Raw genomic sequence first — 21,661 nt, 5'->3', positions numbered from 1 at the left:
TCAGTCGAGTGATAGCTACACTTAGCCGGCCAGAAAATGAACTGCAGCCAACTGGGCGATGGGATGATTTTAAGATGGGAGTGACTTGGTCATCACTGAATGAAAGCCTTGGGATCCCTGGCTTTGCCTGTTGGAGCGAAGCTGTATGACTGTCCCTCTGATTCAAAACCCTGAGGTTCTAGAAAGCCGCCTTAAGGAGATTCCTGCCGAACCTGGTGTCTATTTGATGCGGGATGCCACCGACCAGATTCTCTATGTGGGCAAATCCAAAAAGTTGCGATCTCGCGTGCGATCCTATTTTCGCTTTACCGGCGACCTGTCTCCTCGTATTCAGCGCATGGTAGTTCAGGTTTGCGAGATCGAGTTTATCGTCACTGATAACGAAAGCGAAGCTCTAGCCCTGGAAGACAATCTCATTAAAACCTATCAGCCGCCCTACAATGTTCTCCTCAAAGAGGATAAAAAATACCCCTATTTGTGCATTACGTGGTCAGAGCCTTACCCGCAGATTTACATTACCCGCCACCGCCGTCTCAACCAAAATCAAGATAAGTACTACGGGCCCTATACCGATGTGGGCCTGCTGCGTTACACCCTCGGTCTGGTAAAGCGCATTTTTCCCTTGCGCCAGCGCCCCAAGCCGCTTTACAAGGACCGCCCCTGTTTGAACTATGACATCGGGCGTTGCCCTGGTGTCTGTCAGGGCTTGATTAGCCCGGAAGCGTATCGCAAGACCGTTGCTCAAGTGGCGATGATCTTCCAAGGCCAGACGGACGAGCTTATCCGTGAGTTGAAGGAGAAAATGGCCCAGGCAGCGCAGCAAGAAAACTATGAGGCGGCGGCGCGCTATCGGGATCAAATCCGCGGCCTAGAGCAACTGGGCCAATCCCAGAAGGTCTCTTTGCCCAACTCTACCGCCAGCCGCGATGCCATAGCTTTGGCCATGAACGACTCGCGGGCTTGCATCCAGTTGTTTCAGGTGCGGGCGGGCAAGTTGGTGGGACGGCTAGGGTTTGTGGCCGAAAACCGCGGCGACGACCCGGCTCTTATTTTGCAGCGGGTTTTGCAGGAACATTACCAATATTGCGACCCGGTGGAAATTCCCTCCGAGATTTTGACCCAGTATGAGTTGCCGGATCGCGATTTTTTGGAATCTTGGCTGAGCCAGAAAAAGGGGCGCAAGGTCAGCCTCCTTGCCCCGCAGCGGCAGAGCAAAGCCGAGCTAATCGAACTGGTGGAGCGGAACGCCCAGCTAGAGCTAGCCCGCAGCCAGCGCCTGGCGGAGCGGGAGGCAGCAGCGCTGGAGCGCTTGGCGGAAGTTTTGGATCTGCCAGAGCCGCCCCGTCGCCTAGAAGCCTACGACATCTCCCACATCCAGGGATCCGACGCTGTGGGCAGCCAGGTGGTGTTTATCGATGGCCTGCCGGCCAAGCAACACTACCGCCGCTACAAGATTCGCAACCCCCAGGTGCGGCCTGGCCACTCCGACGACTTTGCCAGCCATGCCGAGGTGGCGCGGCGTCGCTTCAGCAAGATGACTTCCGAGGATCAGCCGGACTTGGTGCTCATCGACGGGGGCAAGGGGCAACTGGCAGCAGTGATGGCCGTCTTGGCAGAGCTGGGGCTGGATCACCTGCCGGTCTTTGCCCTGGCCAAGCGGGAAGAGGAGATCTTTCGGCCTGGGGATCCTGAGCCGCTGCGGCTGCCGCCCCAGGATCCGGCCCGCCTGCTGTTGCAGCGTCTGCGGGATGAGGCCCACCGCTTTGCCCTTGCCTACCATCGCCAGCAGCGGAAACTACGCCAACAGGCTTCGGTTCTGGAGGAGATCCCTGGTCTAGGCAAGCAGCGGCAAAAGCTGCTCATGGAGGCGTTTCGCTCCCTTGCCCGCATTCAAGTGGCTACGGAAGAGCAGTTGGCCCAGGTGCCAGGCATTGGCCCCAAGCTGGCCCGCCAGATCTACCGCTACTTCCATCCAGAAGCCGAAACAGAGTTGCCAGCAACAGCGGAGTAGCCGACCCGCCTGTGGGCAAGCCGAACGACCTGAGCTGGCCTATCATCGTGGAGTCCGCCATTCTCGGCCAAGGGGGCCAAGTGAAGGTAGCGCTGTTGCAACTCAACTATACCGTTGGCGATCTCAGCGGCAATGCCGAGCGCATCCGTGCGGCGGTCGAGGCGGTGGCAGCGGCAGGAGCGGAGCTGGCCATTACTTCTGAGCTGGCCCTGTTGGGGTACCCGCCCCGGGATCTGTTGCTCTACCCGGCCCTGATTGAGAGGGTAGGCCAAGTTTTGCAGCAGTTGGCGGCCCGGCTGCGGGAGAGCATTCCGGTGGTGGTGGGATCCGTGCAGCCCAACCCGCTGCCGGAGGGGCGACCCCTCTACAACGCCGCGGCCTGGCTGGAAGGGGGGCAGATCCGCCACTGGTTCCAGAAGTCGCTCCTGCCCACCTACGATGTCTTCGACGAAGACCGCTACTTTGAGCCGGGATCCCCGCCCCAGCCCATTGAGTACCGTAGCCGCCGAGTGGGCTTCACCATCTGTGAAGACATCTGGAACGACCGCGACTTTTGGCAACACCGCCGCTACCACCGGGATCCGGTGGAAGAGATGGCCCGCTGCGGCGCCGATGTGCTGATCAACCTGTCGGCCTCTCCCTTTAGCCTGGGCAAGCAAAAATTGCGGGTGCAGATGCTGGGATCCCTGGCCCGCAAGCACGCCCTGCCCATCCTCTATGTCAACCAGGTGGGGGGCAACGACGACCTCATTTTCGACGGGGCCAGTTGCGCCCTAGACTGCCGGGGCCGGGTGGTGGCCCAAGCCGCTGCCTTTCAGCCGGACTGCCTGATGGTAGATGTGGAGGCGCTGGTTCACCCTCCTGAGGAAGGCCCGGAAGTTCAGGGATCCCGCTGGCCAGCGGAGCCGGAAGCGGAGCTCTACGAGGCGCTGGTTTTGGGCACCCGCGACTACGTCAGCAAATGTGGCTTTCGCGAGGTGTTGCTGGGCCTGTCGGGAGGGATTGACTCGGCTGTTACTGCCGTCATTGCCGCCGACGCCTTGGGGCCAGAGCGGGTGCTGGGGGTGCTCATGCCCTCTCCCTATTCCAGTCCCGGCAGCCTGACGGACGCCTACCAACTGGCGCAAAACCTGGGGATCCCGACCCTGAAGCTGCCCATCCAGTCGATTATGGAGAGCTACCAGCACCTCCTGGCTGAGCCCTTCGCTGGCCTGCCCCCCGACATCACGGAAGAGAACCTGCAGTCGCGCATCCGCGGCACCTTGCTCATGGCCCTCTCCAACAAGTTTGGCCGGCTGCTCTTGACCACGGGCAACAAGTCGGAGCTGGCGGTGGGCTACTGCACCATCTACGGGGATATGTCCGGTGGCCTGGCCGTGATTTCCGATGTGCCCAAAACCTGGGTCTACCGCCTGGCCCGCTGGATCAACCGCCACCAGGAACGGATTCCCCTCCCCATCCTCACCAAGCCCCCCTCAGCAGAGCTGCGACCTGGCCAGAAAGATAGCGATAGCCTGCCTCCCTACGACTTGCTGGACGCTATCCTCCAGCGGCACATCGAACAGCACCAGTCGGCCGGTGAGCTGGTGGCCCAGGGGTTTGAACCTGACACGGTGCAGCAGGTGCTGCACCTGGTGCAGAGTGCCGAGTTCAAGCGCCACCAGGCTCCCCCTGGCCTGCGCGTGACCGATCGCGCCTTTGGCACCGGCTGGCGCATGCCCATTGCCAAACGCCAGGAAGGGATCAGTTGACCTTCACCCCCGGTCCCTCTCCCAGAGGGAGAGGAGGGTTGGGAGAGCGCAACCGGTTTCGCTTTTCCTGCAAGGATTGGGGTAGGGGTGCGGGTATGTTTTCTGTGAATGAGGGCCTGCCGGCCGGCAGACCCCAGAACAAAGCTTTTCCTCAACTCAACAAAAAACAGAGAGAGCAGGGCTTTCAAGCTTGCCTCTCTGCTCACAGGGATCCCATAATCTCGCGTTTACCGCTTCGGGAGCGACTCCATAGCGCGGCAAGCTGAGTTTTCTAGATCAGGCCCAGCCAGGAGGCGACGCCTTGGCCCGTCACCGCTTCGATGACAATGGCCAACACAAAGCCGATCATGGCCGCGCGGCCGTTGAGACGCTCGGCATATTCGTTAAAGCCAAACTTGGGCTCAGACAAGTTGGGGTTGGACATGGAAACCTCCAGTTAGGGCTTGGGAAGGGCTACAAGAGGAGCACCTGCCCTTCAGTATAGTTTGCATTTCTTCACATCGCAACACCAGCCGCTTCCGACGGCAGCAGGGGAGTGGCAGCCTTGGGGGCTGGGCTTTGCCCTAACGCAGGGGCGGCACCAGCGTCCAGAAGATTCCCACCTGCAGGGAAGCCACAGGGATCCCCGTTACAAAAATTCGGAAATCGCAGCCTTCTCACGGACTAGGGTAATCTGAAGGGCAGGTCAATGGAGAGAACCTCTATGGCGATTCAGCGTGGTGCCAAAGTCCGGGTGTTGCGGAAAGAATCCTACTGGTATCGGGATGTGGGAACGGTTGCGGCGGTGGATACCAGCGGCATTCTCTACCCGGTGATCGTCCGCTTCGACAAGATCAACTACTACAACATCAACACCAACAACTTCCGCGAAGATGAGCTGGAAGTGGTGGAGGAGCCCAAGCCCAAAGCCAAAGCTTCCAGCTAAGGCTGCCCCTGCCAACTCAACCAAGCTCTTTGGCTTCCTCTTCCTGTGCCCGAGCTGCCGGAAGTTGAAACCGTCAGGCGGGATCTGCAGCGCCTCACCCTGGGTCTGTGCATCCTGTCGGTGGAGGTGCTTCTCCCTCGCACCGTGGCCTACCCCGGCAAAGACGAGTTTGCGCAGGGGCTGGCAGGCAGCTGTTTGACCCAGTGGCAGCGGCGAGGCAAATATCTTCTGGGATCCCTGGACTCTGGAGCGGTTCTGGGCGTGCATCTGCGCATGACCGGGCAACTGCTCTGGGTTCAGGGATCCGCGCCTTTGCCGATCCACACTCGCGTCCGGCTGCATTTGGAGCAGGGGTGGGAGCTGCGCTTTGTTGATCTGCGCACCTTTGGCCAGATGTGGCTGGTGCCCGCCGGGGTGGAGCCGGAGACGGTGATCCCTGCCCTGCAGAGCTTGGGGCCGGAGCCGCTTTCGCCGGCCTTTTCCGAGGCCTATTTCCAAGCTGCCTTGCAGAAGAGCCGCCGCCCCATCAAAGCCGCCTTGCTGGATCAGTCGCTGGTGGCGGGGGTGGGCAACATCTACGCCGACGAGGCCCTGTTTCTGAGCGGCATCCACCCCTCAACACCCGCCGCGCAGCTTTCCGACGCTGCCAAGAGCCGCCTGCGAGAAAGCCTGATCCAGGTGTTACGGGCCGGGCTGGAGCAGCGGGGCACCACCCTGCGGGATTACCGGGATCTGCGTGGGCTCAACGGCAACTACCAGGGGCAGGCGTGGGTGTACGGTCGAGAAGGGGATCCCTGTCGCCTCTGTGGCACCCCCATTCAGCGGAGTAAGCTCTCGGGCCGCTCGGCCCACTTTTGCCCCCGCTGCCAGCCGCCTCCAGGCCGGGTTGAGACTTGATGGCGTATCTCCCGCCAACGGCTATAGTTCTAGGTTGATCTCCAGCTCCCCTCTCCCTCTGGGAGAGGGGCCGGGGGTGAGGGTCAGCCAGGAGGGATCCCCGTGAAAAAAATGGCATGGTCCCAGTGCTGGGTCGGTCTCCTCGGCGGGGTGGTCGGGATCGCGGCACTTCCTGTTTTTGCCCAACTGGAGCTGGATGCCCAACTGGGCCGATCCCAGGTTGTTGCCCCCAGCAAAGATTGCCCCGCCTGCGATCTGACGGGAGCCGAGCTGCCGGGAGTGGATTTGAGCGGCGCCAACCTGAAAGAAGCCATCCTCAGGCAGGCCAACCTGCAAGCTGCCGACCTCTCTCAGGCGATCCTCAACTTGGCCGATTTGCGCGGCGCCAACTTGCGCGGCTCGGATCAGGGCGGGGCCTTTCTGTGGGAAGCCGATCTCAGCCAGACCAACCTGCAGCAGACCAATCTCACCGGCGCCAACCTGCAGGTGGCCAACCTCAGCGGCGCCGACTTGCGCGGGGCCGTCCTCGTCGGTGCCGACCTCACAGGAGCCAACCTGCGCCAGGCCGATCTGCGCGGGGCCGACCTGCGCGGCGCTTTTTTGGAAGCAGCCGATCTGACAGGCGCCCTCTACAACGCCCAAACCCAACTGGATCCCACCCTGAACCCCGGCGCCCGCGGCATGGTCTTTGTGAAAAACTAGCTCCCCTGTCCCTGAGGGAGAGGGGCTGGGGGTGAGGGCTAGCTCCCTCTTTTGGGCAGATTAAGCTTAGCCCTCTCATAGGCCGGGATCCCCTGCCATGAGTTCCCCTGTCCGGGTTCTGATTGCCGACGACCATCCCCTGTTTCGGCTGGGGCTAAAGTTTGCCCTGCAAGCGCAAGGATTTGAGGTGGTGGCCGAAGCCGAGACGGGATCCCAGGCCGTTGAGTACTGCCGCCGTTGCCCCGTCGAGGTGGCCCTTTTGGATGTGCGCATGCCGGATGGAGACGGGATCCTGGCCTGCCAGCAGATTGTCGAGCTGGGCCTGCCGGTGGTGGTGGTGATGATGACCACCTTTCAGGAGCCGGGTCTGATTGAGGCAGCCCGCCGCGCCGGGGCCAAAGGCTACCTTTCCAAAGAGACCGACCCGGCGGAATTGGCCCGCGTCATCCGTCAGATTTTGTCCAACCCCGAACGAGACTGGCTGCCTGCCCGACAGGAGCTGCCCAAGCTCACCCCCCGCGAGCTGTGTGTGCTGCAACTGATGAAAGAGGGCTTGGCCAACAAACAGATCGCCCGCCGTCTGGGCCTGAGCATCGAAACCGTCAAAGAGTACGCCAGCGCCGCCTACCGCAAGCTGGATGCTAGCGACCGTGTCACCGCCCTGCTCAAGGCGCAGCAACTGGGGATTTTGTAAAAGCTTGGGAATCCTGAAAAGAGCAGGCTGTCCCTTCCCCCCACCCGTGGGGATGTCTGAGACTCGGGATCCCTTGCATACTGTTGCTATCTTGGCACTCGCCTACTCCGGGATACAGCCATGTCTGCTCCTTCCCCGCTGTTGCTCAAACTTGCCCTGCGCCTGCTCAGCTCTCTGAAGATCCCGGTGGATCGGCGCAGGATCCGCGAGCGCGGCTTTGTGCTGCCGGTCGCCATCTTAATTGTGCTGGTGTTGAGCTTGGTCACGGTGGGCCTGCTGACCCGCTCCACCCAGCGCAACATCCAAACCCAGGTGGAACGGGCGGGGCAGACGGTTAGCCGGCAACTGAACGCCGCCATCGACCGGGCACGGGCCAAGATCGACTACCTGATACGCGATCCCCGCCTGCCCGCAAGCAACCCCACCGATGCCCAATTGGTTGAGGCTTTGATTAACGATGGGGCGGGAGAGCTGATCCCGCGGGATGAGAACGATCCCTACATCCTCCCCGATGAAACCCAGTTCGTAATTACAACCAACATCGAGGTAGAGGATCCCAACAACCCCGGGCAAACCCTGCCCGTGCCGGTGCGGGCGCCGGCCTGGTGGTTTTTGGTGGACACCGACAACAACGGCGTCGACGACTCCGTAACTGCCTACACCATTCTCAACACCCGTCGGGCCGGCGGCAGGGACTTTGAGGACAGCCGGCTAACGGATACGGAGCGGGCGCGGCGCCTGATGATCCGCAGTGGCCCCCTGCAGGGCTCGGCCTTGGCTGGCTGCAACGATAACCCCCTTCAGCAGACGATCAACCCCAACGTGGGAGACTGGTTCCAGGTGGGATCGGCGCTGTACAAGCCTTTCCAGGTCTTCGCGGTCACCTTGCCCATTCAAGGGGCCGACTCCACCACCCGCGCCATCTCGGCTTTGCAATTCCAGCAGGATCGCAAGCGCGATCTGCTCAACAAGTGGGGGATCTTTAGCCGCGGCGATGTAGAGTTCTTTTTCACCCCCGGCTACAACTGGAACGGCGCCATCTACGCCGGCGGCAGCCTCTTTTTCCGCTATGCCCCCAACAACTTGTTCCGGGCTTTCCTGATCAGCTCCCAGGAATCCTGCTTCTACATGCCTGCAGATAACTCGGAGATTACGGCCTTCGGGGAGCTGGTGGCAGGAGCCATTGGCTACGCCGGCCAGCGGGTGAGCGACTCTCTCAGTTTCGATGCCCACCCTGGCGTGGCGGATGTGCCGCCCAACGAGCCGCCTCCTAAGCTAAACAACCTGAACTCTGACTCGGTGCAAAACGGGGTAGAGCCGGAAAGTGTGGCCCTGGATCCGCTGGAGCTGCACCTTTTTGGCCGCATCCGCCCCCGAGGGAATTACCAGCAAGATGCAGGAGAATGGGCAAAATCTCCTCTCAACGCCAAGAACCCTCGCAGCCCTGGGCGGATCAAGGCCGGTGGTTTTCAGGCTGGTGCCGACCAGGTCTGCCCTCCCTATGTAGACGATGTCTATCGGGCTGACAACCGCTTTGGCCCCAAAGCCAGCTACGACCGTCCGCCTGTAACTCCTGACCCGCAGAGAGGCTGCGACGTGGACACCTTTGCGCAAAGGTATCGTGCTAAGGCCGGTGATCCCATTCCTCCCGATGCCAGGAACAACCAGGGGGAATCTCTAACCGAGGACAACCCACCCCCAGGCGCCCTTTCCGAGGTGGGCTTGGATGGCTATTGGGAGCGGCGGGCCCGTGTGGAAGGTCTGCGGGTGATCGTGGGCCAGCGGCTGGAGCTAACCCGCACCGATTCTTTGCCTTTGCCTTTGGTGCTGCCTGGGGATCCCAACGATCCCACCAAGTTACAGGCCATTTTCATCAGCAACGAGGCGCGGCAACGGCTAACCCTGCGAGATAACCCAGCGGCGGTGCAGGCTACAGCCGTTTACCACTACAGCCACCGAGATGGGCGCTTCCCCATTGCTTGCCTGGCCACGGTAGCCCACCCCGGCTCTCCCTGGAGCTTGCAGCGGGCTTCCACCTTCCCTACCGGCGACCAGCGTACTCAACTGGGCATCAACTTCTTTACTGGAGAGGGCACCAACGTTTGGGAGTATGACCCAACCCCGATGCAGGCTCGGCTAGCTCCGGGCACCTCCTTGTGGACGGCCCTCACCAACCTGGCCAATTTTGCCGGCGATCCTGACGGGGCCTATCCACCCAAGCAACAAGCGGGCCGCATTCACCCGGATCCGTTTATTACGGCTTTTGGCAACTTCTCGGAGCTGCGGCGAATCATTGAAAACCCGACAAACCTCAGCTTGGCGGATCAATCGACACTGCAAACGGCAGGCTGCATGTTGGGCATGCTGGCCGACAACATGCTCCGCATTGAGGCGGCCGCCAATGCCGGGGATCCAGCGGCTCAAACCCTCTGGAACGACATTCAAGCCAGCCGAGCTGGGAACCGAGAGGCGGCCAATCGGTTTTATCTGCCGCTGCGCTACATCTTCCCGACCACCAGTTTCAACCAGACGGATACCCTGGAAACGGAGCGGCGCAGCGCTTACTCCTTCCTTCCGAGCACAGTCAGCTATCAGGCTGTAACCAACTTAAACGAGGTTGCTCTGGAGCCCCGTTCTGGAATTGGCAACTGGGCTTTGCCCTATGCCCCAGCCAATTGCACTGCTGCTGGCCCCAATAGCAACCAATTTGATCTCATTCGGATTGGCAACCAGTGCTACCGCGTGCCCTTTAAAGATTCTGTCTTTTACGATGGCCGCGAGGCAATGGCGGTGCGGACCCTCAACATCGACCTGGCCCTGCTGACCAACAACGTCAACGGACAGGCCAACGGGTTGATCAACGGAGATACTTGGCGAGATACTTGGCTGCCTGCCGGTGTGCAAGAAGGCCGCGAGGGTGGCATTTTCTACGCCTTCCGGGAAGATGCGGTACGGGAGGATGCCATTGCCCGCCCGCCCTTGGGCACTTTTGATAGCTACCTAACCAGCTGGCGCAACAGAAATGCCAGCAGTGACTATGCCAGCGGTGACTTGGGCAGCGCCGGTATTATGAACGCCGGCCAGCCGGGTCGCGGCACGGCCAATGGCCAAACGGTCTGGGATCCCCCTGTTTCCGATCCAGGTGGACTCAGCCCCAAACCGGTGGACTACTATGCCGATCCGGATCGGCGGCCCTACGGCTTCCGGCTGCGCAATGGAGCAAGGCTGGCCCGCGGCGGGTTTAACCTCGATGAAGCTGTCTTTGGTCTCTCCTTTGTTTCTGATAACCCCGTCTACATCCAAGGAGACTTCAACCTGCATCAGACAAGGGACGGGAGACGGCTAGAGGAGTTCACCACCCTCCTTGAGTTCGACCCGCAAACTGGCCTCTACAGAAACTTCTACGGGCGGCTGCGATCCGGACCCAATGAAAACCGGGAAGACCGGCGCTTTGCCCGGGCGGCGGAGGATCTCTGGCGGCCCAGCGAGGTCTTGGGCGACGCGGTGAACATCCTCTCTGCCGATTTCTGCGATGGCAGCATCGACGATGCCTTTGTCCAGGATGGCACCCTCAATGGCGGCGGCGTTAACTACGACCCCGGGCAGGACTACAACGGTGGGCGGGCATCAGCCCCTCGGCGGTGGGATTACTACGGCTGTCTCAGGGGTGAGAACGACAGGGATAACCTGGGATTCAACACCTCCTTCCTCAACCAAGCGCTGGTGATCCGCGGCAACAACTGGCCGGCTCCGGATCCCGACAGAGATGGTGCTGGTGTCCTGCGCTTCGACAACACGAACGGGGCCCAGAACCTGGGCGACAATACCAACCAACCGGGTTGGCCGGATGTGTTTGCCCGCGACACCATTCTGGCTCCCTTCAACAACGCCGATTCGGATCCCAATAACGATGACAGAACGGCGGGCGGTGGCGTGCCGGCAGTGCGGCCCTTGCGGGCACCCGATGTGGGCTATGCCAACTTCGGCACCCGCATTTCGGCTTTGGGCAACCCGGTGCTGGATACCTCCCGCTGGGTGCTGGTGGCTCCGCTGGGACCCTGCCCGGATCCCGGCGGCTCTGGGTTGCTGGCCGAGTACTACAACGGCTGGCTGACCAGCCCGCAGAACCGGTACAAACGCGACACAGGGTTTGGGGACACCGGAGCCGTAGGCCCCCTGGCCGAAGAGGCTCAAAGGGACAACCTGCCCTACCTGCGGGCAGTGCGCTGGCCCGATCCGGTATTCCCGGCGCAAGGAGTGCCTGACGCCCTCGGTCGGTTTAACAACGGCTTTACCAGCAGTACTCACACTTGCCCCCCCAAGGACAACCTGGGCAGCGCCAACACCAACCAACGCTGGGCCTGCGTGCGCGATGCTATCAATGACCCGAGCAACTCAGGGCCCCTTGGCCGCTTTGCCCGCAGCGGCGGCGATTTTCCCTGGTGGGGAGGCTTCCAGTACTTTTTCGGCAACAGCACAACGCTAGACTCCAACTCGCCTTTCAAGCAGCGGCTGTACAATAATCCCCCCGAATGCAATGGCACATTGGTTGACATCCTGCAGCCCCTTTGCCGCTTGTCGGTGCCGCCTGTCAGCCCCGATCGACGGGATCGCGGCGACTGGTTCTGGATGCCTAGTTGCGGAGAGCCAGATGGCAACAATGGCTTTACGAATCTGCTGACCGACGCAGATGATCTCAACTTCCCGGGTCACTTCAACTTCCTGCGCTCCTGCTGGCGGCGTAGAAGTGGGGCAGGGCCGACTGGCAACAACAACGGCAACGACTTTTTCGTGGTGCGCTGGGTAGGGGAGCTGTATCCCCGTTGGCCGGGCTTGCAGACCTACCGCATTTTCGAGGGCGATGATGGTGTGCGGCTGATCATTCGCCGGCGGGACGGCTCCGATGCCACTTTCGAGAACCGCGGAGTTTGGAACGGAACTCCCCTCAACCTAGGGCCAAACGCAGCAGGGGCCGAAGCCTGGCAAGATGGCCGCGCCAACGAGGTTGCCCTGCGATTGGAGCTGGAGTGCGCGGATCCCTCCCAGGACTCGCCCTACTTGATAGAAATTCAAACCTATGAAAACACTGGCAACGCCCGGCTGCGCTTTGCTACCCGCGATGGCAGCGAGTGGGAAGACTACGACCTGCGCTACCTAAAGCCGCTGCCGCCGGTCAACAAGCCATGCCAGCCGGATCCTCAGAAGGCTCTTGAGTCTAACCAGGCGCATTGCAAGACCTGCGATCCCATCTGGAATCCCCCCTGCCCGACCAATATCTGTCAGCCTGTAACCATTGACCAAACAGCAACGTTGCCTGCTGGCTGCCCAGGCCAGCCACCAACACCTCGACGGGTTACCTGCCAACCGAGGGGTACCTGCGGTGCTTGGTCTGAATGGACTCCTGAGTGTACGGTGGCCAACGGTGGCACCAGAGTCACCCAAACTCGCCGCCGCACCTGCACAGTGGCAGTTTGCGGAACCAGCTACACCGAGACGCAATCCCAGACGGTCGACTGCCGGCAGACCTGCAACTACAACTGGGGGCCTTGGACGCCGGCCAGTTGCGATGAGGTCATCGACCAAATCGCCTGCGGCACAACCAAAACCTTTACCCAAACCCGGACGGGCACCCTCATCGACAGCACCAGCAGCCCCACCTGCTCGCGCACTGCAACGCAGACACAATCTTTGACCTGTCAAGGTCGGCCTTGCGGGTCGAGCACCTTTGCCCCAGAAACTCGTTCCAAGAGCCCCTTGGGCGAGTGGATGGCAGCCAAGCCCAACACGGTGGATCTGCGCCCCGTCTGGGAAATCCAAGCGGATCCGGAGCCGGAGACCATCAGCGTGAATACGGTGGCTGCGGCTCCTGCCGAGGGCGTAACCATTGCTCTGCAGCCGCAGCTCTCGCCGGTGCTGGAGGTGAAGGCGGGAGTGCCCAAGCCGCCCAAGTGGCCCAACCCTGCCGAGGCTCTGCAGGCGGCCTTCAATTGGATGTTTGGCGAACCGGCCTATGCTGCCCGCGCCGGACTGAGAGGCAATTTGCTCTCCAGCCAGATCGCCAACCCCAGCAAAGAACCCGGCATTCGCCCTGCCGAGAGTGGTGCTTCTCCGATTTCCGGAACTCTTAGCCTAGGCACCGACGACTGGGCGCGGCAACTGCGGCGGCGATTGCTCAATCCCAATGGAACTGTTCGCTGTGACTCAGAAGAAAAGGTCACTCCCACCGACGGTGGCTTCTGGGTACCGGGGGTGTTTCGCCCCAACTTCAACGACCGCTTCAAGTACACCGCCTACACCGGTGCCAGCCGCCCCAGCACGTTGCGCACCATCGGAGGTGCTGATCCCACCTTTGAGGATCTCAACGGCAATGGCGCTTGGGATCCAGGCGAGCCGACGAACGTTTTGGATCGGGATCCGCTGTTTGGGTTTGATTTGGATCCCAACAAGCCAGGGCTAGAGATCCAGCCCCAGATGGCGCTCAACCCCTACGCCCGCGTCAACAAAAATGCTGCGGCGCAGGGTTACACCCCCGCATCCAAGTACGCGGACGGCTACTACATCGACCACAAAGGGAGTGAAGATATCCGCAATGGCCTGTGCTTCTACGTCAAGCCCAACGGCAGCACCATCCAGGTGCAAATTGACTTCAACGGTGGCGCAGGTGGCAGTAATGACGACTTGAAGTGGGTGGATGTGGAGCCCTTCACCCTGGACCTGAACAAGCCCACCACTGGCTTTGCTGGGGACAACCCAGTGCTAGGGGTGATCCTGGATGAAGTAACCCGCCGGCCTATTCCCATTCCCGGCTTCCAAGAGCTGGCCTCAGCGGATGTAAACCAGCGCCGCCGCAACGACACTGGCGAAAACAACCATCAACTGCAGCCAGCTAGGGAAACGCGGGTGAACGCCACTGCCATCAGCGGTACCCTGCCCTCGCGGCTGCATCAAACTGCCGGCGGCATGCATAACTTCCTGCGGCTCAACGAGCTGTGGAGAAATACCAACCTCTTCTTCAGCGGCTCGATGATCCAGCTCAACTACAGCACCTATGCTACCGGCCCCTTCCTGCAGCACAGCTTTGAGCCACCCGCTCTGGTAGACGATCCAACCTTTGTGCGGGGCTTCGACTACTACTACCCACCCAACCGCCGCTTCGGCTATGACGTGGGCTTGCAAATTGCCCGCCGCCCCGGCCCTGTGTCGTCCCGCTTCCAATTCCCCTCCAACACGCGCACCGAGTTCTTGCGCGAGCTGGATCCACAGGATCCGTATGTGCGGCGGCTGCGCTGCGAGCTTCAGAACCAGCCGGATGTGCCGTTGGATCCGTCTGCCCAGATTGGCGGCTGCAATGAGTTCAACTGATATCAACCCGTTCGGCCAGGGGTAGATTCAAGGTAGGGGCAAAGCAGGGAGGGATCCATGAACAAGTGGCGGCTTTGGCAGCAACACCAAGCGGAGGGTTTCACCCTCATTGAAGTCTTGGCTTCGGTCGTCCTCGTGGCCCTGGCCATGGCTGCTCTTGCCCCTGCCCTTACCTTAGTTGCCTACCGGCGGGCCATGAGCGAGCGGGTGGAGCTGGCCAATCGCCTGGCCCAGGAGGAGGTGGATCGCATCCGCACCCTGGTGGATATCGAGCTGGCTGCTGCTCCAAGGGCTTTTCAGGATCCAGTTCGGTTGGCCCAACTGCCTATGGTAGGAGCCGACCCGCTGGCAGACACCCCACCCCCTGACGAAATGCCCGCCGATGCAAATGCCGGCAACTACATGCACAGAGACAGGTATTCTCTTCGCCTGGCCCAAGTTCAAGTGCCGGGGCGGAATCCGGAAGAGTACGTCATCCAAACCTTCCGCGACGAGGGGGCACCCTGCATCGACCGGCGCCAAAATGAGATCATCGCGGGAGTGCCCTGCAGCTTTCTCATGGGTGTGAGGGTTTACCACCGCTTTTCTTTTGATCCAAACACTCGCCGAGCGCTGCCTGGCTTGAGGGCGGAGGTGGTTTCGGCCAACCAGAACTTGGCCAATGCCGATGTCTGGCTCTTTCCCATGGCCGCCTCGTTTGTAGAAGTCAACCCCGCCGCCAACTTGGGAGATGTTTGCCGGCAGATAGCCATCGCCAGAGGTGAGGATCCCGTCGAGAGGTGCCGGGCTTTCCCCCTGCCTGTTAATCCTGTTGCACCGTGAGGTAGAGCCTAAGTTCCTTCCCGCAAAACCTGTTGAGAAGATGGGGGTGTTTCCCTATGGTTTTCAAGAGTTTTCGCCGCCGAGCCAGCAGAGGGTTTACCCTCATTGAGTTGTTGGTCTCGCTGCTGATTGCCTCCATCTTTCTCCTGGCCACAGGGATGATCGTCGTCGAGACGATGCGGCTGGATCGGGAGGAGACAGGGCGCACCCAGGTGCAGGCGGAGCTGACCCAAGCCATGGAATATATCCAGCAGGATCTGGCGGAGGCTCTCTACATTTACAACGACACCGAACAACCCAATGGAGACGGGATCCCGGATGTTATCCAGCGGCTTTACACCCCCGGCTGGATCCGCCAACCCGCGGGCGCTATCCCGGTTGTCGCCTTTTGGAAGCTGGAGCCGATCCCGCAGGGATGCTACGCGGGCAACCCCACCTTGCAACAGATTCGCGAAGGCCGTGCTAGATTGCCCAACCAACCACCTGATGGGTTCCCGCGCGACCAGAACGGCAGAAATGCGGATTGGGAAACGCTGCTCAGCCGCCGCGGCATCTACACCTTGGTGGTGTATTACCTGCGCCGCAACTACAACAACGCCGGCAACTTGGCGGATGGTTCGACAACCCCTTGGGAAGGCAACGCGCGGATCGAGCGTTTTGAGCTGAGACCTTTTGCAAGGCAGGGGAACAACGACTGCGCCGGGCGCAGCCCGTTCTTTGTCGAAGATCCCGATCCTTTCCGAGATGGTTTTCTCGCTTGGCCTTCCGAGCAGGCCCGAGCACGCCAGATCCCGATTGCCGGCAGGACAGATGGCCCCCGCCTGACAACTCTAGTCTCCAACATCTTCAGCAGCCGAGAGGGAAGTCCGCAGGTTGCGCCCGCTTGCCCGCAGGGCTATGCCTTTGGTGGCGGCAGGCCCAACGGCGTCACCTTCCCAGAGCTGGAAGATAACCAAAACGACGTGGGCTTCTATGTCTGCGTGCGGCAAAGCGTCGGCGCTGACCGACCGCAGGATGTGATCATCAACATCACCGCCACGGCCATGGAGCGGGCCAACCCTGGCCTTTTCCGTCGCTACATCCGAAATGCCACCAGCGTCGATATCTCAGAGGTGTCGCGCTACTTGCTGCCAATGCAAACACTGGTTCTTGCCCGCGGCGTTATCAACCGTCAGCTCTCCTAGGGGGAATGTCCAGTATGTTGGCCTTGGAGAAAAAAACAATTGGCCGAGCTCAGCCGCTTCGATCCCTGGGCTTTACGCTGGTAGAAGTCCTGGCGGTGGTGGTTATTATCGGCATTCTGGCCGGGCTGGCCGTCCCCTCCGGGATCAACATCTGGGCGCGCATCCAACTGGAGGACGCGCAAAACAAGGTGGAGCGAGCCCTGCGCACCGCCCGCACCAACGCCAGAGCCTCTCTCCAGGGCCGCGCTTGGGTGGTCGGGATCGATAACTCAGATCCCAATGTCCCCACGCTGGTGATCCAGGACGAGGAGGGCCTTTGCGATGAGCCCACCCCTTGCCAGTGGGTGCGCCTGAATAATTTTGTTACTGTCAGCAATACCTTCAACGGCGGAAGGGCCGTTTTCGACTCGGAGGGGCGGGCGCGTCAGTTGGGGCGCTTTGTAGTCAGCAGCACCTACTCCCAAGGCGAGAACCGCTGCGTGGTGGTGAGCACGTTGATCGGCACCCTGCGCAAGGACAACAACCCCGAGTGTGGCAACGTGGCCAACGAGCCGGAGGAGGTCTAGTTGGGGTAGGATAGGCAGGCTGCCGATCCCGGTCCATTGCCCTCACCCCCAGCCCCTCTCCCTTTGGGAGAGGGGGGTTGTCTAGGTTCACAGGTTATGGTCTCCTCAACTCTTGAAGCTCCGGAAAAAGTCTTCCCCTGGCACGCTCGGCAGCCGGCTCTGTTGGTGCTGGCCGATGGCACCGCCTTCCCCGGCTGGTCGTTTGGGGCGCCAGGCACGGCGGTGGGGGAGGTGGTGTTCAACACGGGCATGACCGGCTACCAGGAGGTGATTACCGATCCAAGCTATCGGGGGCAGTTGATCACGTTCACCTGCCCGGAGTTGGGGAACACCGGGATCAACGAGCTGGATCAGGAGTCGGCCCGGCCCCAGGCCGCCGGGATCATCGCCCGCAACGTGTCGCGCCTGGCCAGCTCCTGGCGGGCCACAGGAACCCTGCCTGAATATCTAAAAGGGCACGGGATCCCGGGCATTGCTGGGGTGGACACGCGGGCCCTGACGCGGCGGCTGCGCTCCCAGGGGGTGATGAATGGGGCCATCTCGACGGAGATCCTGGATCCGCAGGCGTTGCTGGAGCGGGTGCGCCAGGCCCCTTCCATGCAGGGGCTGAGCCTGGTGGCAGAGGTAACAACCCCTAAGCCCTACGAGTGGCTGGAGCCCACCCCCGCCGACTGGGACTATGGCCGCAGCCAAGGGATCCCGATTCCGGATCCCCCCTTGCGGGTGGTGGCGCTGGATTTTGGCATCAAGCGCAACATCTTGCGCCGCCTGGCCCGCTACGGCTGCCGGGTGATGGTGTTGCCGGCCCACGCCAGCCCCGAGGAGATTTTGAGTTACAACCCCGACGGGATCCTCCTCTCCAACGGGCCGGGGGATCCGGCGGCAGAGACGACGGCCATCCGCACCACCCAGGCGCTGCTGCAGAGCGGGAAGCCGATGTTCGGCATCTGCCTAGGCCACCAGATCCTCAGCCTGGCCCTGGGCGGATCCACCTACAAGCTCAAGTTCGGCCACCGCGGCCTCAACCACCCCTGTGGGCTGGAGAAGGAAGTGGAGATCACCAGCCAAAACCACGGCTTTGCGGTGGAGGCCGCTTCGCTCCCTGGGGATGGGGTGGCGATCAGCTACCTCAACCTCAATGACCGCACCGTGGCCGGGATCCGCCACCGCCAGTTGCCCCTCTTTTCGGTGCAGTACCACCCGGAAGCCAGCCCCGGCCCCCACGATGCCGACCACCTCTTTCGGGAGTTTGTCGAGCTGATGCTGCAAAACCGCTCGCGTTAGCCGCCCCTCACCCCCAGCCCCTCTCCCAAAGGGAGAGGGGAGCAGAGGCGTAGGGCGAGGGCGGCACGGGCTTCTTCTCGGTCGTCGAAGTGGATTTTCTCCCTGCCCAGGATCTGGTAGTCCTCGTGGCCTTTGCCGGCAATCACCACCGTATCGCCCGGCTGGGCCTCTAGGATGGCCAGGCGGATGGCTTGGCGCCGATCCACCTCCACCGCCCAGGGGGATCCAGGGATCCCGGCCAGGATATCCTGCAAGATCTGCTGTGGATCCTCGGTGCGGGGGTTATCCGAGGTCACCACCACCCGGTCGGCCCAGGTGGCGGCAATGCGGCCCATCTGTGGGCGTTTGCCCCGATCCCGATCCCCGCCACAGCCAAAGACGCAGATCAGCCGGCCTTGCACTTGCGGGCGCAGGGCCTTGAGCAAGTTCTCCAGCCCATCGGGGGTGTGGGCATAGTCCACGATTACCGTGATGTCCTGCCCCGGCAAGGTTACCCGCTCCATCCGCCCCGGCACCCCGGGAAAATGGGGCAGGGCCGCCTGGATGAGCTCAAGGGGGATCCCCAGGTGCAGCGCCACCCCCACCGCCGCCAGCAGGTTGGCCAGGTTGAAGGATCCCACCAGGGGCGCTGCCACGGCCAAGGTGCCCAGAGGGGTGTGCAGGGTGGCCTGCAGGCCGTTGGGGTGAACTTGAACGTCGCCGGGCCAGAGGGCAGGGATCCCTTCCAGGGGCTGCAGGGAATAGGCCCAGGGCTCCAGAGAGGCTGGGATGGTCTCAAGCAGCCGCCGTCCCCCCTCGTCGTCGGCGTTGACCACCGCCCGCCCCTGCAAGTACTCCGGCTGGAAGAGGGTGGCCTTGGCCTGCCAGTAGTTTTCCATGCTGCCGTGGAAATCCAGGTGATCCTGGGTGAGGTTGGTCCAGACGGCAGCGGCAAAGCTACACCCCCAGGCCCGATCCTGGGCCAAGGCATGGGAGCTGACCTCCATCACCGCCACCTCCGCCCCGGCTTCTTTGGCTTGTCTCAGGCTGCGCTGCAGCTCCAGCGGAAACAGGGTGGTGTGGGGGGCTACTTCACAGTGCCCAGGCCAGCGGTTGTAGAGGGTGCCCAGCAAAGCAGTGGGGCGACCGGCGGCCTGCAGCAGATGCTCGATGAGATGGGTGGTGGTGGTCTTGCCGTTGGTGCCGGTAACTCCCACCAGGGTAAGCTGGCGGGCGGGAAAGCCGTAGAAGGCCGCCGCCACCTGGGCCAGGGCCCTGTTGATGCCGCTGCGGGGCAAAACCAGAATGGGCTGACTGCCTCCTCCAGCCTCTCCGCTAACTTTCTCCCAAGCCTCCTGGGCAATAAGGGCCGCCACGGCTCCTCGGGTGAGCGCCTCGCGGACAAACTCGCCGCCGTCAACGCGGGATCCCGGCATGCCCAAGAAGAGATCCCCAGCCTGCACCTGGCGCGAATCGGCACACAGACCCCTGACCTGCACGCCCTCTAGGGATCCCTGAACCACCTGGGGTTGGATCCCGGCTTGGTTGAGCAATTGGCCTAGAGAAGGCTCCGCACCGCTAACGCCAACGATCCCGGCAGTCTCCATGTCACCTCTCACCCCAATGCTTTGCCGCCTACGGTATCCGCTCAGCCGGCTTCCTGGCCATAGATCCGCCAGATCTCTCCCCGAGAAAACCTAGGCCAGGGCCTCTTCCAGCTTCTGCTTGGCCCAGAGACGGGCGTAGAGCCCCTGGGGATCTGCCAGCAACTGGGCATGGGATCCCTTCTGCACGATGCGGCCCTTGTCCATGACCCAGATCTGATCCGCCTCCGCCGCCGCCGTGAGGCGATGGGTAATGAAGATCGCCGTTTTCTGGGCCCTGGCCTGGCGCAGGTGGCGGAGAATGGCCTGAGCCGTCTGATTGTCCACGCTGGAGAGAGAGTCATCCAGGATCAAGATGGGAGCATCCACCAGTAAAGCCCGGGCCAAGGCCACCCGCTGCCGCTGGCCGCCAGAAAGGGTGATGCCCCGCTCTCCCACCAGAGTGTCGTAGCCCTTGGGAAAGGTGAGGATCTCGGCGTGGATGTGGGCGGCCTTGGCGGCCCATTCCACCTCCCAGTCTTCGGCATCCGGCTTGCCGTAGCGGATGTTGTCCCGAACCGTGGCGCTGAACAGAAAGCTCTCCTGGGGCACGTAGGCAATGGCCCGCCGCAGGGATCCCAGTTGGAGCTGGGTGATGTCCTGCCCATCCAAAAACAGTTGCCCCGGCTGGATCTCCAGCAGGCGAGGAAGGGCATTGGCCAGGGTGGATTTGCCCGCCCCAATCGGCCCCACCACCGCCACCAATTGGCCCGGCTCGACGCAAAAGTGCAGATCCTGCAGCGCCGGCGTTGCGGATCCTGTGTCGGCATAGGCAAAAGTCAGGCCCCTGGCCTCGATACGCCCCTGCACCTGTTCCAGAGGTAGGGGTAGAGCCTGGGGAGCATCGCGGATGGTGGGCTCTACCCGCAGCAAGGCGTCAATCCGCTCCAGGCTGACCTGGCCCCGCTGGTAGGCAGTGATGGTAAAGCCCAGCAGAGTGGTGGGAAACACCAGCCGTTCCACGTAGAGGGTGAGGGCAGAAAAATCCCCAATCGTCAGCGTCCCGGCGGCAATCTGGGGTCCGCCCACCGCCAGCAGCAGCAGCAGGCTCAGGCTGACCAAGGCCACCAGGGAAGGAAAAAGCAGGTTGCGGGTGAGGGCCAGGCGCAAATTGGCCTGCAGCAGCCGCTCGTTGCGGCGGCGAAACTCCCTCTGCTCGTGCTCTTCCTGGGCATACACCTTGATCAGGGCAATGCCGTTCATGTCCTCCTGGATGAGATCGCTTAGATCCGCCAGCTCCTGCTGCACCTGGAGCTGCTCCTGCTGCAGACGGGAGCTGCTCAACTTCACCAGCACCAGCATCACCGGAAACACCGATAGGGCCAGGGCGCTCAGACGCGGCTCAATGCCAAACATGGCCGGCAAGGTGGTGCCGTAGGCAAAGATTGTGTTGGTCGAGTTGAGCAGGGCAAAGCCCAACAGGCGGCGGACATTTTCCACATCGCTGGTGATGCGGGTGAGGATATCCCCAAGCGTCTGCTGGGCAAAGTAGGAAGGCTGCAGCGTCAGCAAATGCTCGAAGATGGCCTGCTTGAGGCGGAACTCCACCTGCCGCCCCACGCCAAACATCCACACCCGCGAGGCAATGCGAATGCCCATCATCAGGCTGGAGACGATCAACACCGTCAGGGCGTAAAGTGCAATGCGCTGCGGCGACAGGGCGGCCAAGTTCTGGCTGAGATCGTCGATGGCCAGCTTGACGTACCAGGGCAGGAACACCCCCAGGCCGTTTACCACCAGCAGGGATCCAATGCCCAGCGCCACCTGCCGGCGATAGGGGCGCAGATAATGGGCCAGTTGTCGGAGATGGGATCCCGCCACTCAGGTGCTCCTCAAGCCTT

The 21,661-nt window shown here is 61.9% G+C and carries 14 protein-coding genes; 11 read left to right on the top strand and 3 right to left on the bottom strand.

Annotated elements, in window-relative coordinates; all coding sequences use genetic code 11:
• Positions 1–145: 145 nt before the first annotated feature.
• Positions 146–2,011 carry an excinuclease ABC subunit UvrC gene (uvrC, locus tag CYA_RS00980; protein WP_011429122.1) on the top strand — a complete coding sequence of 622 codons (1,866 nt, stop codon included), beginning with the start codon at positions 146–148 and terminating at the stop codon, positions 2,009–2,011.
• An 80-nt stretch (positions 2,012–2,091) separates the two neighbouring features.
• Positions 2,092–3,762 (top strand): NAD+ synthase, encoded by a 1,671-nt coding sequence (locus CYA_RS00975; protein WP_011429121.1) that lies wholly within the window; start codon positions 2,092–2,094, stop codon positions 3,760–3,762.
• A 271-nt stretch (positions 3,763–4,033) separates the two neighbouring features.
• Here the strand turns inward: CYA_RS00975 and CYA_RS13905 are convergent, their stop codons facing one another.
• Positions 4,034–4,186, bottom strand: coding sequence for a chlorophyll a/b-binding protein (locus CYA_RS13905; RefSeq protein WP_011429120.1), 153 nt, complete (start codon positions 4,184–4,186; stop codon positions 4,034–4,036).
• A 279-nt stretch (positions 4,187–4,465) separates the two neighbouring features.
• Between CYA_RS13905 and CYA_RS00965 the strand changes: the two genes are divergently transcribed.
• From CYA_RS00965 to carA, 9 genes are all read left to right on the top strand, one after another.
• Positions 4,466–4,687, top strand: coding sequence for a photosystem I reaction center subunit IV (locus CYA_RS00965; RefSeq protein WP_011429119.1), 222 nt, complete (start codon positions 4,466–4,468; stop codon positions 4,685–4,687).
• Positions 4,688–4,732: 45 nt separating this feature from the next.
• Positions 4,733–5,584 (top strand): DNA-formamidopyrimidine glycosylase, encoded by an 852-nt coding sequence (locus tag CYA_RS00960; RefSeq protein WP_011429118.1) that lies wholly within the window; start codon positions 4,733–4,735, stop codon positions 5,582–5,584.
• Between the two features lie 111 nt (positions 5,585–5,695).
• A complete protein-coding gene (locus CYA_RS00955; protein ID WP_011429117.1) occupies positions 5,696–6,286 on the top strand; it encodes a pentapeptide repeat-containing protein in 591 nt (196 codons plus the stop codon).
• Positions 6,287–6,383: 97 nt separating this feature from the next.
• A complete protein-coding gene (locus CYA_RS00950) occupies positions 6,384–6,980 on the top strand; it encodes a response regulator transcription factor (RefSeq protein WP_011429116.1) in 597 nt (198 codons plus the stop codon).
• A gap of 120 nt (positions 6,981–7,100) precedes the next feature.
• Positions 7,101–14,342: a hormogonium polysaccharide biosynthesis protein HpsA gene (gene hpsA, locus CYA_RS00945; RefSeq protein ID WP_011429115.1), complete on the top strand. Its 7,242-nt coding sequence runs from the start codon at positions 7,101–7,103 to the stop codon at positions 14,340–14,342.
• Positions 14,343–14,399: 57 nt separating this feature from the next.
• The gene (locus CYA_RS00940) at positions 14,400–15,164 is read left to right on the top strand and encodes a prepilin-type N-terminal cleavage/methylation domain-containing protein (RefSeq protein ID WP_011429114.1); all 765 of its coding nucleotides are present in this window, start codon (positions 14,400–14,402) and stop codon (positions 15,162–15,164) included.
• Positions 15,165–15,220: 56 nt separating this feature from the next.
• Entirely contained in the window at positions 15,221–16,348 is a 1,128-nt protein-coding gene (locus CYA_RS00935) for a PulJ/GspJ family protein (protein ID WP_011429113.1), read from the top strand.
• A gap of 14 nt (positions 16,349–16,362) precedes the next feature.
• On the top strand, positions 16,363–16,914 hold the full coding sequence (locus CYA_RS13655) for a GspH/FimT family pseudopilin (RefSeq protein WP_011429112.1): 552 nt from the start codon (positions 16,363–16,365) through the stop codon (positions 16,912–16,914).
• Positions 16,915–17,010: 96 nt separating this feature from the next.
• On the top strand, positions 17,011–18,198 hold the full coding sequence (carA, locus tag CYA_RS00925) for a glutamine-hydrolyzing carbamoyl-phosphate synthase small subunit (RefSeq protein ID WP_011429111.1): 1,188 nt from the start codon (positions 17,011–17,013) through the stop codon (positions 18,196–18,198).
• On the opposite strand, the gene CYA_RS00920 is transcribed toward carA, so the two are convergent.
• Positions 18,195–19,784, bottom strand: coding sequence for a UDP-N-acetylmuramoyl-L-alanyl-D-glutamate--2,6-diaminopimelate ligase (locus CYA_RS00920; RefSeq protein ID WP_011429110.1), 1,590 nt, complete (start codon positions 19,782–19,784; stop codon positions 18,195–18,197). The two genes, carA and CYA_RS00920, sit on opposite strands and share 4 nt — an antisense overlap.
• A gap of 90 nt (positions 19,785–19,874) precedes the next feature.
• On the bottom strand, positions 19,875–21,641 hold the full coding sequence (locus CYA_RS00915; RefSeq protein WP_011429109.1) for an ABC transporter ATP-binding protein: 1,767 nt from the start codon (positions 21,639–21,641) through the stop codon (positions 19,875–19,877).
• Positions 21,642–21,661 lie beyond the last annotated feature (20 nt).

Origin of the sequence: Synechococcus sp. JA-3-3Ab, from assembly GCF_000013205.1 — a bacterium.
Taxonomy (GTDB): Bacteria; Cyanobacteriota; Cyanobacteriia; order Thermostichales; family Thermostichaceae; genus Thermostichus.
This window is presented reverse-complemented; position numbering and strand designations above follow the sequence as displayed.